Here is a 16,597-nt window from a genome sequence, read left to right as displayed (position 1 = left end):
TAATTGCTGGAGTTTTTATATTTGTAATTTTTAACTAGCACAACAGGTTAAATTAATAGATTTTTTTATTAAGAAGTTAGAGATATAATTTTATCAGATTTATATTTATAAATATATTGCTTTAGGGCAGATAACAGATTAAAATAATAAGTATAATAAAAGAGATTAAATATAATGGATTTAGAGTGGATTAAGTAGTAGATTAGTCCACTTTTTAATTGGATTGGATTATATTATTAGAGAAATATCGATTTTTGAAATATGTCAACTTTATTTTACTATAAATAAGGGAGAAGATTTATATCTAGTGGAGTGGTTAGATAAGTTTAGAGAAAATTTAAACAAGGAAAATATAAAAGGATTGAGTTCCATTAAATATAGAACTTAATCCTTATTAGCAGTTTAATTTAATATGTCTAATTTTTCGGAGTACTTTATTTTATGATTGGTACAGTTGGTCATAATTATTAAATTTTAATATATGTGCCGTTTTGCGAGCTATTCGATCCAATTTTAGCGAATTGTATTCAAATATATACAATTCAGAAAAAGAAATGGCTATTTTACAAGACTGTAAGCCTATACAAAAATATAAAATGGTCGGGATGACTGGATTTGAACCAGCGACCCCAAGTCCCCCAGACTTGTACGCTACCATACTGCGCCACATCCCGACAATATATGACTAAATTACAATATAATACTTTTATTATACATTAATATTACTTATATTTCAATTAAATTACTCGAATTTCATATTTGTTCTTATTTATGTAAAAAAAAATGATATTTTGATTTCGCAAAGTAGTTTAAAACAGCATATAGTTATGTTATACTATTGATATGATTTATATATTGGAGGTGTAATTTTGTTATTTTATATACAAATTATCTTGATATTATTATTTATAGCAAGTATATTTGGATATATATTTGTAATACTGAAAGAAAAGATTTATTTAAAAAACAATATAATTATTATAGATAAAAAAGCAGTGACTCAGGAACATTTAAATGAAGTGGATATGAAGGAATTTATTTTAGATGGATTTAGATTAAAAGCTGGAGATGAAATAAAAGTTATAACAAAGGAAAACGAGAAATACAATGGAATACTTTTAGGAGCAAAGAAAAAAGATAAATCAATAATGATTGTTACACATAAAAATGAGGTAAAATTTTTTACAATAGATAATATTTTGAAATTCAAAATAGTAAGCAAGTATGGAAAGTTTTTTACTTAAAGGGTGAAATGGATGAATTATAGTGAGAGGGAAAAAAATAGAAAAAGAAGAAAAGTATTTCGCACTATAACTATATCTTTTGTTCTTTTATATTTCATTTTTAGATCAGTCCCTTCATTACTTGCAAGCAATGCAAAGACGGTACTACCTGAAAAAGGAACGTTGATTGAAAAAGTTTATGCACAAGGATTTGTGATAAAGAATGAAACAGTGGTTAAATCAACTGTAAATGGTGAAGTGGAGATTTCTCCTGCCGAAGGTGATAGAGTAGCAGCTGGTGTTCAAATTGCTAGTGTCAATTCAATGAATGATACTTCATCTCTTAAACAAGAACTTCTACAAATAGAGGAATCTATATCAGCTTTAGAAAAATCTGAGACGGAAACCAAGTTGATTTTAAATGAGAAAGAAAAAGTTCAGGAATTGAAGGAATCCTTAGTTTATGAATTACAGAATAGCATTATTGCAGGAAAATTTGATGAAGTATATTTATTAAAAAGCCAATTAGCCATATATGATGAAAAGAATAAAGATATTTCATCATCAAATACTTTAGTAGGTCAAAGTCTTGAGAATTTAAAATCAAAGAAGGATAGTATTAATTCGGAAATTAAGAGTAATCATATGAAATATTATACTAATAGTGGAGGAATTATATCTTATATAATAGATGGATATGAAGAGATTTACATACCTAAGGATTTTGAGAATTATACTTATGATAGTTTAGTTCCAAAAAAAATAGAGCATAGGGAAATAAAGTCTAATGTAACAGTAGATGAACCCATTTATAAGGTTATAGATAATTTTGAGTGGTATATTGCTTTAAAGATAGAAGATTTAAAGCAGGTTAAAGACTTTGAAGTAGGAAACATTATTAGGCTTGAAATAGAAGGGGACAAGCGAGAAATTAAAGGAAAAATTATTGCGATAAATCCTTCAAAGAATAAGGGGGTTATTATAGTAAGGCTCAATACATTTTTACATGATTTATATAATATAAGATTTCCTAAGGTGGATATTATAAAATATAAAAAGGAAGGGTATAGAATACCTACTAAGTCAATAGTGGACAAGGATTCAGTGAAGGGGGTATATATCAAGGATAAAAGTGGTATAGTAAAATTTAGGCCAATTATAGCTATTGGAGAAGAAGATAATTATACCTTTGTTGATACTGGAGATAATAGTGGAAATATTACTATTGATGATGAAAAAGAACCTACAAGGACAATTTCCTTATTTGATGAGATATTTTTAAATACTATTAATATAAAAGAGGGACAAATAATTAACTAAGATGGGGGCGATAAAAATATCTATTCAAAATAATATAATTATGATAGAAGAAAATATAGATAAAGCTTTAAATGCAGCTGGCAGAAAAGGAGAAAAGGTGGAACTAATAGCTGTTACTAAAACAGTAGATGTAGAAAGAATAAATGAAGCTATTGGAACTGGTATTTTAAATATAGGAGAAAATAAAGTACAAGAGTTAGAAAAGAAATATAATATAATTGGTGATACAGTAAATTACCATATGATAGGTCATTTACAAACTAATAAAGTCAGAAATATTATTGGAAAGACAAGATTGATACATTCATTAGATAGAATTTCATTGGCCAAAGAGTTAGATAAGCGCTCTAAGAACAATGATATTGCAACAGATGTTCTTATACAAGTTAATGTGGCAGAAGAAGAAACTAAATTTGGCCTTGAAGTAGATAAAGTATTATATTTTATAGAAGAAATCTTAGATCTTGATAATATTAAAGTTAGGGGATTAATGACAATAGCACCTTATACAACTGATACTAAGTTGTTAAGGAATGTTTTTAGGACATTATTTAATTTAAAAGAAGATATAATAAACAGAAATTATGAAAATTTATCCATGGATTATTTATCTATGGGAATGACAAACGATTATGAATTAGCAATTGAGGAAGGATCCAATATGGTCAGAATTGGATCAGCTATTTTCGGTAAAAGAAATTATTAGGAGGGGTACTAATGAGTAACTTTATGGACAAAGTCAAGTATTTTATAGGTGTACAGGATTTAGAGGATGAAGAAGTACAAGATGATTATGAAGAGTATGAGGACGACTATGATGTAGCAGTGCCTACTAAAACAAAAAAGATAAATAATAAAGTTGTAAATATCCATACTAATAGTAACATGAAAATTGTAGTGCATGAACCCCTTAGTTATGACGAAGCACCTAGCATAATAGATGATATAAGTTTGAGAAAAGCAGTTATTGTAAATTTGGAGCAATTAGACGGTGGAGTTAAAAGACAGATATTTGATTTTATTAGTGGTGGATTGTATGCATTAGAGGGAAATATTCAAAAGGTAACAAAAGATATATTTATTTTTGCGCCAAGTAATGTGGAAATTGATGGCTTAAAGGAAGAACTTAAGAATAGAGGCATATTTTCTTGGTAGAAAAGGAGTAGATTGTATTAATGATACTTTTATATAAATCAATCGAAATATTAATTAATCTGATTGAAATGTTAATTCTTGTAAGAATTGTGCTTTCTTTCTTAAATATTCATAGTGACAATATTTTTACTAGAATCATTTATGAGCTTACAGAACCTGTACTTGGGCCTGCAAGAGAATTAATTGCGAGCTTAAGGATAAATACAGGAATGTTTGACTTTTCACCACTATTGGCTATTATATTTTTAAGAATAATATATAGCATTGCTGGTAGAATATTATTGTAGAAGGGTATTTAAATGAAAATTGATAAAGACAAATATATATCTCATATAACAGATAATGATAAAGTAATTGATATGAGAAGAGTAATAGACAAAATTGAGATAGTGTTGAACAATCACTCCTGTGAATCTACAGATTTTTTTGATCCGTATGAAAGATTATTGGCTAAATCAATTCTTAACAGATTTATGGAGGTAGATTATTTAGAAAATGGTGGAGTTCCACAAGCAGAAAGACAAGTAATAAATATTTACCCTAGTTATTACAATCCTGATGATACCCTACTAAATATTATTGCTTTAAGAATAAGTGGAGATTTGGAAGGACTGTCTCATAAAGATTTTTTAGGTGCAATACTTAATCTAGGTATAAAGAGAGCTAAAATCGGGGATATTTTAGTAAGTAAAGATTATACTGATGTTATAGTAAAAAAAGAGATAGGTGAATTTCTTTTAATTAATCTAGAAAAAATAGCAAATAGAAATATTAAAATAGAGGAAAAGCCTTTAGATTCTATATCCGCTGTTCCTTATATGTATAAAGAGATAAATAAAACATTATCTTCATATAGGATTGATGTATTTATTAGTTCTATTTATAATTTATCCAGGCAAGAAAGTATGGGAATAATAAAGTCAGGACATGTAAAGATTAATTGGGAATCCATAAATAAGCCTGCAAAGGAAACAACAGTAGGAGATATAATTTCTGTTAGAGGATATGGGCGTTCTATTCTTCACTCTATTGAGGGATTAAGTAAAAAGGGGAAAATAAAAGCTACTATAAGAATATTAATTTAGATGGAGTGAGATAAATGATTACACCATTAGACATACAAAGCAAACAATTTAAAAAGTCTTTAATAGGTTATAATACAAGAGAAGTTGATGATTACTTAGATGCAATTAACGATAACTATGAGATATTATACAGAGAGAATATTGAACTTAAAGATAAGATAGGAGTATTAACTGACCAAATAAAACAATATAATAATTTGGAGGAAACACTAAAGAGTACTTTAGTTATTGCTCAGAGTACTGCTGACGATGTAACCAGTTCTGCAAGGAAAAAGGCAGAGTTAATAATTGAAGATGCAGAACTACAAGCTAAGAATAGAATTAATGATGCAGTAAATGAAGTCAGAAATATAATGAAAGAATATGACAATTTGAAAAAGGAAATTTTTATATTTAAGACTAGATATGAATCCTTTATAAAGGCGCAGCTTATTTCCATAGATGAGTTTTATAAAGATTATGAAAATAAAAGTCAACCTAAAGAGATAGCATTTGATGAGGAGAAGATATCAGAAGATGAAAAATTAGATGAAGTTGATCATTTAGGGGCATAATAGCCTCTTTTTTTCTTTAATGGGGAATTTATATAAAAGTAGTTGGAGGAATTTAGATGACTAGAAGTATTAATATAGATAATGAAATATTGATTGGAGATGGTTCTTTTACTATAATTGCTGGACCATGTGCAATAGAAAATTACGAACAGATGGATGATATCGGTAAGTTTTTATCTAGTTTAGGAGTTAGAATATTAAGAGGTGGTGTTTTTAAACCAAGGACGAGCCCTAAATCTTTTCAAGGTTTAGGATTAGAAGGACTTGAAATTCTAAATGAAATCAAATTAAAATATAATCTTAAAGTGATCTCTGAAATAATGGATCCAAGGGATATAGAAAAAACACAGGATTCTATTGATATTATTCAGATAGGTTCTAGAAATATGCAGAATTTTTCATTGCTCAGAGAAGTTGGAAAAACTCATAAACCAGTTATGTTGAAAAGAGGAATGAGTGCAACTATTGAGGAATGGATTATGGCAGCAGAATATATTAGAATGGAAGGTAATGAAGAAATAATTTTGTGTGAAAGAGGAATTAGAACATTTGAGGATTATACTAGAAATACTTTAGACTTAATGAGTGTTCCAATATTGAAGAAGAGAACAGATTATCCAATATTTGTGGATCCGTCTCATGGGACTGGAAGAAGGGAATTAGTACATCCAGCATCAAAAGCTGCAAAGGCATTGGAGGCAGACGGTGTAATTGTAGAGATACATCCAAATCCTGATAAAGCTTTATCAGATGGTTTCCAATCCCTTGATTTTGAGGGATTTGAAAATTTATATAGAGATTTTAAATAGTTATATTGTTTGAAATAATGTAAATTTATTCTATTCTAAAAATTGAATGTTTATTTATCCACTGGTTATATTATTAATCAAGATATAAAAATTAATTTCATAAAACTGGAGGCAGCTATGGATAAAAATAAACTTCACCATTTTAGAAAAAGACTATTAGAAGAAAAGAAAAAAATATTGAAGACACTAAATAATATGAATAATATGAAGGAATTTGGAGCTATGGATATATATCATAATGAATTATCTAATTATGATAATCATCCTGCTGACATAGGTACAGAATTATTCATGATGGAGCAAGATAATGGATTTAAAAACAGTATGAAAGATACTTTATATGAAATAGATAGCTCTTTAGAAGATTTAAAAGATGGGAACTATGGAATATGTAAAAGTTGTAAAAAAGAAATTAACGAGGAAAGACTTGACCTTATACCTTATTTAAAAAATTGTGTAGATTGTGCTGATAGTATTACAATTCCATCGGATAAGGAAATGAATGCAAGAAAATTTGTGCCCATAGATGAAGAACAAGGAACTTCATTTAGTGATACTACGGAGGAAATAGTAGAGTTTGATAGGGAGGATGCCTATCAAAAAGTAGCTTCATTTAATATGGTTTCTGATGATCCTTCATTTGCTACTGGTGACCATCTTGGTGTTATGGACGAACAAGATAATACTGGTGGTGATGGAGTTGAAGAAGTCGAGAAAATATCTCAAGAATATTATGATGAAACTTTAAAATAAAAGTTCTCTGGATAATGTCTCCAGAGAACTTTTTTAAATCCTCCTACTATTGATATTAGTAGTATAATAATATAAAATAGAAAGTATATTTAGATGATTAGGAGGAATTAAATTTGATATTTATTTTATCGATTGTTATTATTTTATTGGATCAAATTAGTAAATATGCGGCTATTAAGTATTTAAAAGAATCTGTTTCTCATGTTATAATTCCTAACTATTTCCGATTGACCTATGTTGAAAACTTTGGTGCTGCTTTTGGAATTTTACAAAATAAGAAGATATTTTTTATTATTATAACTTGTGCAGTTGTGTTTTTTCTTATTTTATTTTTAACGAAGAATTATTATAAGATAAATATATTTATGAGGATTGGACTTGGAATGTTGTTAGGTGGTACTATAGGGAATTTTATAGATAGAATTAGATTTGGATATGTTGTAGATTTTTTCAGTTTTAGATTATTTAATAGATATGAATTTCCTGTTTTCAATATAGCAGATATTGCCATAGTTTTAGGGACTTTTATAATATTAATTTTAGTGTTGTTTGATAGATACGAAGCGTAGGAGGTCATGATGGATATTGTTGAACTTTATGTTGATGAAGATGATAGTGAAGAAAGGCTAGATGCTTATCTAGCTAGAGAATTAAATGAAATTTCTAGGTCCTATGTACAGAAATTGATAAAGGAAAAGTTGATATATGTAAATGATAAAAATGTGAAATCTAGTTATTTAGTTAAGGAAGGCGATTTTATAAAAGTAAATATGCCTGAGCCTAAGAAATTAGAAATTATTCCTGAAGATATACCAATAGACATAGTATATGAGGATGAAGATATAGCTATTATTAATAAATCCCAGGATATGGTAGTCCATCCTGCCCCAGGTAATTATAGTGGAACCTTGGTTAATGCATTATTATTTCATATTGATAATTTATCTTCGATAAATGGAATAATCAGACCTGGAATAGTTCATAGATTAGATAAGGATACTTCTGGATTATTAATTGTGGCAAAGAACGATAAAGTCCATAGAATTTTATCTGAAAATTTAAAGGAAAGAAATATTAAAAGGGTGTATATGGCCTTAGTTCATGGAATATTATCTAATGATGAAGGCACTATTAATGCTCCAATAGGCAGGCATGGAACTGATAGGAAAAAGATGACGGTGACTTCAAAGAATAGCAAGGAGGCTATAACACATTATAAGGTATTAGAAAGATATAATAATTATACCTTAATAGAGGTTAAACTTGAAACTGGAAGGACACATCAAATAAGGGTACATATGTCTTATATTAATCATCCAGTTGTTGGCGACCCAGTATATTCTAGAGTAAAGAATGAGTTTAATTTGAATAAACAAATGTTGCATGCTTATAAACTGGGCTTTTATCATCCATCAACTGGAGATTATATGGAATTTAGAACTGATTTGCCTGAGTATTTTAAGAACATTTTAAATATTTTAGAAAACAAGAGGAAGTAGGGATGAATATGGATATTAAGGCAGTTATTTTAGATGAGAAGGCTATACAAAGAGCGACTACTAGAATAGCCAATGAAATAATCGAAAGAAATAAAGGAATAAAAGATATTGCTTTAGTTGGAATTAAAACCAGAGGATGTCCCTTTGCTGAAAGACTGGCAAAGAAAATAGAAGAGATTGAAGGTGAGAGTGTTCTGGTATTTTCTCTTGATATAACCTTATATAGAGATGATTTAACAGAAATTAGCGAACAACCTATAGTAAATAATGATTTTAACGCTAATATTGATGGGAAAACTATTATTCTTGTGGATGATGTTATATATACAGGAAGGACTGTCAGGGCAGCATTAGATGCTTTAGTAGATAAGGGAAGACCTTCTAGAGTACAATTGGCAGTTTTAATAGATCGAGGACATAGGGAACTTCCAATTAGGGCAGATTATGTAGGGAAGAATGTACCTACATCTAAATCTGAGAACGTAAAGGTTAATTTTAAAGAAGTTGATGGAATGGATAAAGTATTTATAATTGATTAATATATAAATTTTATAAATATAATTTTTTTGATAACTTTAATATTTTATCTGGTAGAGGTTTAAATATTTAAGCTTATATAAGTATTTATTACTATGAATAATTGTTTATAAGATACTTTATAAGTAGATTTATACATAATTTGATATCTGTGCAGTTATTAACTTAATATAATAAAAATAAATGTATTACAATAATTTGTAATACATTTATTTTTTATATCAATTTATTTTAGAATTCTATATACAGCAAAATCTTTATAAAAATTAGCTCAAATATAGAAATTGTATAAAGATTTTATATTAGATAGAGCTATGTTTTAGCTATTGATACTTAGTACTATAAAGTCCTTTATTTTCTCATGTAAATATTAGGAAAAATATTTTAATTTTGTCATGGATAAAATTATAGATTTCACACTTTTAAATTTATTATTTTCTATTTTAAATTAACTTATATGTGTAACCATTTACTTTACTAGAACATACAATATTAATGGGAATAAAACAAGCTATAGATTGTTTTTGCTTCTTGATTTAGTAAGCTCTATATCGCAAATAGATAGTAGAAGGGAGTATGTTATATATGAACAATCAATACGAATATGTTCAAGATATGTACGGTTGTTATAACCAAAACGAATATATTCCGTCAAATTCATGTATTATACCGAAAACTTTCAGAAATAGAAATATAGATTGTAATTGCCATAGATGGAGACCTTGTCCTCCGCCACCTTGTCATTTTGGAGGATTTCCTTGGTGGTCATGTTGTCTAAGAGATAATAACTGCAATTGTCCGCCAGGTCAACAAGGACCACAGGGTCCAGCAGGTCCAGCAGGTCCGCAGGGCGCAGCAGGTCCGGCAGGTCCACAAGGTCCGGCAGGCGTAGTAGGTCCACAAGGTCCACAAGGCCCGGCAGGCCCAGCAGGTGTTGCTGGAGAAGTAGTTACAATAAATTCAATGTCTGCTAGTAACACTTCTAGTGTGACAATAGGGGTAATATTGGGAGGAACTTCAGTTCCGTTACCAGATGCTCAAAATTTAGATGCATTTACTGCAGATGGAACTAACACATCATTTACAGTTCCAGTAACAGGTAGATATTATATAAATTACAACATAGATTTAACAGTAGCATTAGCTGTAGGATCTAGAATAACAGTCAATGGAAGTCCTCTTGCGGGTTCAGATGTACAGCCATTATTAGGAACTCAATATAATGCTTCCGTTATAGCTAATTTAAGTGCTGGCGATTCCTTAGGATTAGAACTTTATGGATTAATAGGCGCAGCAATATTACGAGATGGAGCAGGCGCTTCTTTAAACGTTATAAGAGTAGCATAAATAAATATAAACCCTCCAAATATAAAAAGTTTGGAGGGTTTATAAAAAAGTGGAACCATTATGGTATAAGGGAAATATTTTATAATATAGAAGGAGGTAATTATATGGACCATAATTATTATATAGCTGTATTTGAAACAAAGAATAAAGCAATATTTTTATATTCTGTACTTGAAACAATGGGATATAAAAATTTTCAAATAGTGTCTACTCCCTGCACAATAAAAGCTGGGTGTAATTATGCAATAAAATTTATCAATATAAGATATGCAGATATTTTAGCCAGGGAGGCAAAAGAATTAAATATTGGAGCTTTCGATATATTTTATGCTGAAAAAATAAATGGAAGATATAAATATAAGAAAGTTAATATTAATTAAAAAACTTATTGAAGAAAGAATCTTTCTTCTGATTAATTGAATTCTGTATATTATTTAATTCGTTTTTTATAGTTTCCTGATTATTTAGGATTTTTATTAAAGTAGATTCTATAGCTTTATAATTATCTAATATATCTATAAATTTATTCTCTAGTTCATCTAAAATATTGGAGTTTATTTCGCTAGTTTCTAAGATTACTTCCTCGCTTTCAGAAATAGAAAAATCTTCTTTATTAGTAGAATCTGAAAGTTCTGTTTTATTTTCAGATTCTATTTTTAAGTTTTCATTAGTATTCCAAATTTTTTTATCTGGAAATGAATCTAAGAAATGTAATTTAGGTTCCTCAGAAATATTACAATAAATATAATTGATTTTATTTATATTTGATCTAACTTTAGCTAGTATTGTATTTTGACTTAGACTTTGACTATTTTCCCCTTTTAGCCAAGAGTTGCCGAAATTAGAGGAATAAAGAAAATCAATATTATCATTATATGTAAATATTAACTTCAGCTTATTATTTTCTTCAAAAATTATTGGTGGATATTTTGATAATTGTATATATGGAAGTTTAATTTCTTTCCATATATATTTTTCTTTTCCACCAGAGCTCATCTTTAGATACCTAATTTGATATTTACCATCTATTTCTTCTAGCCATAATCCGTGTAAGTTATCCTGAGAGTCTATAAATAAAAAGGGTAAGGAGCTCTGACTAGTCTCGGAAGATATTTGTTTGGATAGAGGACTCCATGCTTTAGTATAATGACTATAGAATATATGATATATTTGAGGTTTATTTATATTGTTTCTATATAATAAATGAATAGTGCCTTGATTATCTACATCAATTGCAAAAGGATCAGGAATCCTTTTTGAAATATATCTAATGGCATTGTGTTTTTCTTCATCACCATAGATTACATGTTGAATAGTCCAAATATTGGAGTTTATCAAATTGGAATAGTTATAAATTATATGAAGTTTATTTTTAATCATTAAGATTTCTATTTGATTGTATATATTTGATATCATATCAAATTTTGCAATAGTAGCTTTTACCCATTTTTCATCCATATATTTATAGTAATTTAATTCTCCAGTGTTTAGTAATGCAACAAGATGCATTACATCATTTTTATCAATAATAACTGAATATTTCAATATATTCTTATCATATAAATTTTTAGAAGATAGAGATGTTAACGATGAATCAAAAATAGTATAATTGATTTCTCCATCATTTGTTAATCGAAATATAAATATCTCTTTTTTAGAATTGATAACAATATTAATATTTAACTCAAACATTTAATTCACCCCCACAAATTATTAGTAGCACATTACTATATCTATACATAATATGTTAGTGGATATGAATTTATTAAATAAAAGGAGTGAAAAACATGGCTGAATTTAATATCATGGAAAAATTGGCACAATTTAATCATGATTTTGACTGCGACTGTATCATTGTTGATAAAGTGTTCGCAAGCTGTCAACAGAGAGAATGTTTCCCTGAAGTTGAAGTAAAAATGAGTGAGAAAAAGTTCGAAAGAATAAGGTTTAGACCTGGATTCATAGTACCTAATACATTAATAGTTACAGATACTGAGACTCCTAACTTTAGGAGAGTCAGATTCACTATAAGAGTTCCTTTCCAGGTTCTAGATTGTAATGGGAACATAATAGCAGAAGGGTTCTTACCAGATATATATAAAGACATAATACTATATATTCCAGATGCTAGAGATGAGTTTGATTTTAGAATAGTTGTTGAAACTAGTTCTGAGGTATTATTACCACCTGTACAAACAGGAGAGGATTTTGTTTTCACTGTGGGAGTATTTATTATAATTAAGGTAGTAGGTACAGTTCAACTCTTAATACCAGCTTTTGGATACTGTCCACCACCACTTCCATGTGAAGATTTTAGTCCAGAAGACATATGTGAAGATTTTCTAGAATATGCACCATTTCCAGAGTTCTTCCCGCCTCAGCTAGACTGCTTTCCTGAGCCATAGGCATGAATAAAAAATGTAGATTAAGCTAAAAACGGATTCTAGAGAATCCGTTATTTAGTTTTTGGTAATTTACTAGATTAAAACTATGTAGTTTTGAACTAAAAATATATTTAATTTTATAAAATATGAATGTTGACAAAAACACTAGGGTATAATATACTTATTAAGGAAAACCAAGGAAATCAGTTGGTAATAAAAAGAGGTGAAAGGATGAAATTATCTACAAGGGGAAGATACGGATTAAAAGCAATGTTTCAATTGGCTTTATATCATGGTGATGGACCTATACCTTTAAAACAAATTGCCGATGAGCAGAATTTATCAGAAAATTATTTAGAACAATTATTTTCTACATTAAAAAAAGAAGGATTATTAAATAGTGTTAGAGGTGCTCAAGGTGGGTATATGTTATCAAGGGAACCAAGAGAGATTACAGTTGGCACTATTCTAAGAGCCTTAGAGGGAAATATGGCACCATCTGATTGCGTCATGGATGATGAATTTGAATGCTCTAGGGAAGATAAATGTGTAACTAAATTAGTTTGGGTAAAAATAAAAGATAGTATTGATGAAGTAATTGATTCCATCACATTACAGGATATGGTGGATGATGAAAACAAATTAAATAGAAAAGAGTAAACTTAGGAGGAAAAATCAATGGGAAAATATATATATATGGATAATGCTGCTACAACTCAAGTTAAAAAAGATGTATTAGAAGAAATGCTGCCATATTTTACGGAAAAGTATGGTAATCCATCATCTATTTATTCTCTAGGTAATATGTCAAAGAGAGCTATTGAAGAAGCAAGGGGAAAAGTAGCTAATAGTATTGGAGCAGATAAAAAGGAAATATTCTTTACTGGTGGAGGTTCCGAGGCTGATAACTGGGTTATAAAAGGTATTGCATATGGAAATAAAAATAAAGGAAATCATATAATAACTACTAAAATTGAGCATCATGCAATATTACACACTTGTGAATATTTACAAAAAAATGGATTTGAAGTAACTTACTTAGATGTTGATGAATATGGTTTAGTTGATTTAGAAGAACTTAAAAAATCCATAACTGATAAGACAATACTTATATCAGTTATGTTTGCAAACAATGAAATAGGTACTATACAGCCAATTAAGGAAATAGGTGAAATAGCAAAGGAAAAAAATATATATTTCCATACAGATGCAGTTCAAGCAATGGGACATATAAAAATAGATGTTAAAGAATTGAATATAGACCTTCTATCAATGTCAGCTCATAAATTTTATGGACCAAAGGGTATAGGAGCTTTATACATTAGACAGGGTGTGAAACTTGATTCCCTTATATCTGGAGGAGCACAAGAGAGAAGCAGAAGAGCAGGAACAGAAAACGTTCCAGCTATAGTTGGTATGGGAAAGGCTATTGAATTGGCTTATGAAAATTTAGATGAACATAATGAAAGATTAATTAAATTAAGAGATAGTTTAATTCAAAAGATAGAATCAAATATTTCTCATGTAAGATTAAATGGTCATCCAACTCGTAGATTACCTGGAAATGTAAATATGTGTTTTAGATTTATTGAAGGAGAATCTTTATTACTTAGTTTAGATATGGAAGGAATTGCTGGTTCAAGCGGTTCAGCCTGTACTTCTGGATCATTAGACCCTTCTCATGTTCTATTAGCTATTGGTCTACCTCATGAAATTGCCCATGGTTCATTAAGATTATCATTGGGAGATTTCAATACTGAGGAAGAAATAGATTATGTTGTAGAAAAGCTTGTTAAAATAGTAGACAGATTAAGAAAAATGTCTCCACTATATGAAAAGATAAAGGAGGAAAACTAATGTACTCAGAAAAAGTAATGGAACATTTTCAAAATCCAAGGAATGTTGGAGAAATATTGGATGCCGATGGCATTGGCGAAGTTGGAAATGCAAAGTGCGGGGATATAATGAAAATGTATCTTAAAATAGAGGACGATATTATTAAAGATGTTAAATTTAAAACATTTGGATGTGGTTCTGCTATTGCATCCTCCAGTATGGCTACAGAATTGATTAAAGGAAAGAGTATTGAAGATGCTATGAAATTAACTAATAAGGCTGTTGCAGAAGCACTTGACGGACTACCACCAGTAAAAATGCACTGTTCAGTATTAGCCGAACAAGCTATTAAAGCTGCTTTATTAGATTATTCAAAAAAGAATAATATTCATATTGAAGGATTGGATGATATAAATTTTGATGATGATCATCATGACCAAGATTTAGAAGAATTATAAAGATATTATAAATATTTTTTCTAGTAAATTCTAATATTAGATAATACTAACAGAATTATTATCTCCTTTTAGTGACAATATATATAATATAAATATAAAAAAGGAGATGATAGATTGTTTAACAATAGAGATAAAAGTAAAGCATTTTGGGGAACTGTTATAGGAACATCATTAGGTATAGTCATTAGTTCAGCAATTACACCAATGAGTAGAAAAAGAGTAATGAAATCTGCAAGAAAAATGGGAGCTAATTTAAAAGATGGAATGAGTTCTTTGTGGAGCTAGGCAGCTTATGCTGCCTTTTCACAAATTTTAAAGGAGTGAAAACCATGAAGCCTCCAAGTTTTTTTATTAAATTTATATGGACACTTCTCACTATATTGCTAATTTTAGTTATTTATTATCTTATTAATATAGGAAATAATTTTGTATCAGATAAGAAAAAGATTAAGATTAATGATAAAAAAATTTTACCTATAATAATAGGATTAGTTTTTTTGTTCTTGATTTTCAATTTATTTAAAAAACATGCAATATTATCGGAAACTTTTTATACCATAATTTTATCTGCAATTTTAGCATATCTTTTTAATCCAGTTATTAATTTTTTAGAATCTAAGAAAATCAGTAGATTAAAGGGAGTATTTTTATTATATTTAGGAATAGTTGCAATGTTTTTGGTTGTAGCATTCTTAGTGATACCAAGATCAAGTACTGAGATAAAAAGGCTTGTAGTATATATGCCAATATATTTAGAAAAAGCTTCGTCAGTAATAGATGAATTATATAATAAATATTATTCTACTTTAGGTGATTTACCTCCAATGTTCCAAGGTGTTCAACAAGTTGTAATGGAGAATATAGTTGGGATAGAGCACATGGTTGTAGATGGACTTAAAAATTTTATTGGGGGAATAATGAATACCTTTTCAAAGCTTGTAAGTTTAATACTAACTCCTATATTAACCTTTTATTTTCTAGTAGACAAAAATTATTTTAAAGAGAAGTTAATGGGATTTATTCCTAGAAAATATAAAAAAGATTGTAAAAGATTGTTTTATGAAATTGATGATTCTTTATCTAAGTTTGTTAGAGGTAAAATAATTATGGCAGCTTATGTAGGTATTGCAACTTCTATAATACTACTTATAATGGGAGTTGATTTTGCAATTGTTATTGGATTTATAACTGGAATTGCTGATATAATACCATATATAGGTCCTTTCTTAGGATTTTTGCCAGCAGTATTTTTTGCATATTTAATAAGTCCATTAAAGGCAATATGGGTTGCTATATTCTTTGTTTCCATACAATGGGTAGAAAATAATATACTTGCACCTAAAGTAATAGGTGAAACAACGGGAATTCATCCGTTGATAATTCTTATTTCAATAATAGTTGGAGGAGGAGTATTTGGAGTATTGGGAATGATTTTAGCTGTTCCTGTAGTAGCTATTTTTCTAATTTTGTTTGATTTTATAAGAGATAAACTTAGGAAACCACCAAGAATACAGAATTAAAGGTCCTAATTATTGACAAATAACGAATATTAAATTATAATCCAAATATATCAGATAGAGAATTTCGTCCCTCTAATAGGGACGTTTTTTGCAATTTATAAAACGGATTAAATTTAG

Annotated in this window: 21 protein-coding genes and 1 tRNA gene; 20 read left to right on the top strand and 2 right to left on the bottom strand. The window is 28.7% G+C overall.

Features of this window, described 5'->3' with window-relative positions; translation table 11 throughout:
* Positions 1-597: 597 nt before the first annotated feature.
* Positions 598-674 (bottom strand) — tRNA-Pro (locus tag ABWP20_RS14665).
* A gap of 195 nt (positions 675-869) precedes the next feature.
* Between ABWP20_RS14665 and ABWP20_RS14660 the strand changes: the two genes are divergently transcribed.
* From ABWP20_RS14660 to ABWP20_RS14595, 14 genes are all read left to right on the top strand, one after another.
* Complete coding sequence (locus ABWP20_RS14660; RefSeq protein ID WP_353096758.1) at positions 870-1,244, top strand: hypothetical protein; 375 nt, start codon at positions 870-872, stop codon at positions 1,242-1,244.
* A 12-nt stretch (positions 1,245-1,256) separates the two neighbouring features.
* The gene (locus ABWP20_RS14655; RefSeq protein WP_353096756.1) at positions 1,257-2,543 is read left to right on the top strand and encodes a biotin/lipoyl attachment domain-containing protein; all 1,287 of its coding nucleotides are present in this window, start codon (positions 1,257-1,259) and stop codon (positions 2,541-2,543) included.
* Position 2,544: 1 nt separating this feature from the next.
* Positions 2,545-3,249 carry a YggS family pyridoxal phosphate-dependent enzyme gene (locus ABWP20_RS14650; RefSeq protein ID WP_353096755.1) on the top strand — a complete coding sequence of 235 codons (705 nt, stop codon included), beginning with the start codon at positions 2,545-2,547 and terminating at the stop codon, positions 3,247-3,249.
* 11 nt (positions 3,250-3,260) lie between these two features.
* Positions 3,261-3,698: a cell division protein SepF gene (locus ABWP20_RS14645; RefSeq protein WP_353096754.1), complete on the top strand. Its 438-nt coding sequence runs from the start codon at positions 3,261-3,263 to the stop codon at positions 3,696-3,698.
* A 20-nt stretch (positions 3,699-3,718) separates the two neighbouring features.
* Positions 3,719-3,985, top strand: a complete 267-nt coding sequence (locus ABWP20_RS14640) for a YggT family protein (RefSeq protein ID WP_353096753.1) — start codon at positions 3,719-3,721, stop codon at positions 3,983-3,985.
* A 12-nt stretch (positions 3,986-3,997) separates the two neighbouring features.
* Entirely contained in the window at positions 3,998-4,783 is a 786-nt protein-coding gene (locus ABWP20_RS14635) for a YlmH family RNA-binding protein (protein ID WP_353096751.1), read from the top strand.
* A gap of 14 nt (positions 4,784-4,797) precedes the next feature.
* A complete protein-coding gene (locus ABWP20_RS14630; RefSeq protein ID WP_353096750.1) occupies positions 4,798-5,337 on the top strand; it encodes a DivIVA domain-containing protein in 540 nt (179 codons plus the stop codon).
* Between the two features lie 56 nt (positions 5,338-5,393).
* A complete protein-coding gene (locus ABWP20_RS14625) occupies positions 5,394-6,146 on the top strand; it encodes a bifunctional 3-deoxy-7-phosphoheptulonate synthase/chorismate mutase (RefSeq protein WP_353096749.1) in 753 nt (250 codons plus the stop codon).
* Between the two features lie 117 nt (positions 6,147-6,263).
* Positions 6,264-6,899: a TraR/DksA C4-type zinc finger protein gene (locus ABWP20_RS14620; protein WP_353096748.1), complete on the top strand. Its 636-nt coding sequence runs from the start codon at positions 6,264-6,266 to the stop codon at positions 6,897-6,899.
* A gap of 113 nt (positions 6,900-7,012) precedes the next feature.
* The gene (gene lspA, locus ABWP20_RS14615) at positions 7,013-7,468 is read left to right on the top strand and encodes a signal peptidase II (protein ID WP_353096746.1); all 456 of its coding nucleotides are present in this window, start codon (positions 7,013-7,015) and stop codon (positions 7,466-7,468) included.
* Positions 7,469-7,477: 9 nt separating this feature from the next.
* Positions 7,478-8,398 carry an RluA family pseudouridine synthase gene (locus tag ABWP20_RS14610; protein ID WP_353096744.1) on the top strand — a complete coding sequence of 307 codons (921 nt, stop codon included), beginning with the start codon at positions 7,478-7,480 and terminating at the stop codon, positions 8,396-8,398.
* A gap of 2 nt (positions 8,399-8,400) precedes the next feature.
* Entirely contained in the window at positions 8,401-8,937 is a 537-nt protein-coding gene (gene pyrR / locus ABWP20_RS14605; RefSeq protein WP_503012544.1) for a bifunctional pyr operon transcriptional regulator/uracil phosphoribosyltransferase PyrR, read from the top strand.
* Positions 8,938-9,520: 583 nt separating this feature from the next.
* Positions 9,521-10,282: a BclA C-terminal domain-containing protein gene (locus ABWP20_RS14600; RefSeq protein ID WP_353096743.1), complete on the top strand. Its 762-nt coding sequence runs from the start codon at positions 9,521-9,523 to the stop codon at positions 10,280-10,282.
* A 104-nt stretch (positions 10,283-10,386) separates the two neighbouring features.
* A complete protein-coding gene (locus tag ABWP20_RS14595; RefSeq protein WP_353096741.1) occupies positions 10,387-10,662 on the top strand; it encodes a putative Se/S carrier protein in 276 nt (91 codons plus the stop codon).
* On the opposite strand, the gene ABWP20_RS14590 is transcribed toward ABWP20_RS14595, so the two are convergent.
* A complete protein-coding gene (locus tag ABWP20_RS14590; RefSeq protein WP_353096739.1) occupies positions 10,655-11,974 on the bottom strand; it encodes a hypothetical protein in 1,320 nt (439 codons plus the stop codon). The genes ABWP20_RS14595 and ABWP20_RS14590 overlap by 8 nt on opposite strands.
* Positions 11,975-12,069: 95 nt before the next feature.
* Between ABWP20_RS14590 and ABWP20_RS14585 the strand changes: the two genes are divergently transcribed.
* From ABWP20_RS14585 to ABWP20_RS14560, 6 genes are all read left to right on the top strand, one after another.
* On the top strand, positions 12,070-12,687 hold the full coding sequence (locus ABWP20_RS14585; protein WP_353096737.1) for a hypothetical protein: 618 nt from the start codon (positions 12,070-12,072) through the stop codon (positions 12,685-12,687).
* A 210-nt stretch (positions 12,688-12,897) separates the two neighbouring features.
* Positions 12,898-13,326 (top strand): RrF2 family transcriptional regulator, encoded by a 429-nt coding sequence (locus ABWP20_RS14580; protein WP_353096736.1) that lies wholly within the window; start codon positions 12,898-12,900, stop codon positions 13,324-13,326.
* Between the two features lie 18 nt (positions 13,327-13,344).
* Positions 13,345-14,523 carry a cysteine desulfurase NifS gene (gene nifS, locus ABWP20_RS14575; protein WP_353096735.1) on the top strand — a complete coding sequence of 393 codons (1,179 nt, stop codon included), beginning with the start codon at positions 13,345-13,347 and terminating at the stop codon, positions 14,521-14,523.
* Positions 14,523-14,960, top strand: a complete 438-nt coding sequence (gene nifU, locus ABWP20_RS14570; protein WP_353096733.1) for a Fe-S cluster assembly scaffold protein NifU — start codon at positions 14,523-14,525, stop codon at positions 14,958-14,960. The genes nifS and nifU overlap by 1 nt, the downstream gene beginning before the upstream one ends.
* 114 nt (positions 14,961-15,074) lie before the next feature.
* Positions 15,075-15,245, top strand: a complete 171-nt coding sequence (locus ABWP20_RS14565; protein ID WP_353096732.1) for a hypothetical protein — start codon at positions 15,075-15,077, stop codon at positions 15,243-15,245.
* Positions 15,246-15,289: 44 nt separating this feature from the next.
* The gene (locus ABWP20_RS14560; protein WP_353096731.1) at positions 15,290-16,480 is read left to right on the top strand and encodes an AI-2E family transporter; all 1,191 of its coding nucleotides are present in this window, start codon (positions 15,290-15,292) and stop codon (positions 16,478-16,480) included.
* Positions 16,481-16,597 lie beyond the last annotated feature (117 nt).

It is taken from the genome of Tissierella praeacuta (genome assembly GCF_040396155.1).
In the GTDB taxonomy this organism is placed as follows: Bacteria; Bacillota; Clostridia; order Tissierellales; family Tissierellaceae; genus Tissierella; species Tissierella praeacuta_A.
Note: the sequence above shows the minus strand (reverse complement) of the source record. Positions and strands in the feature narration are given on the sequence as shown.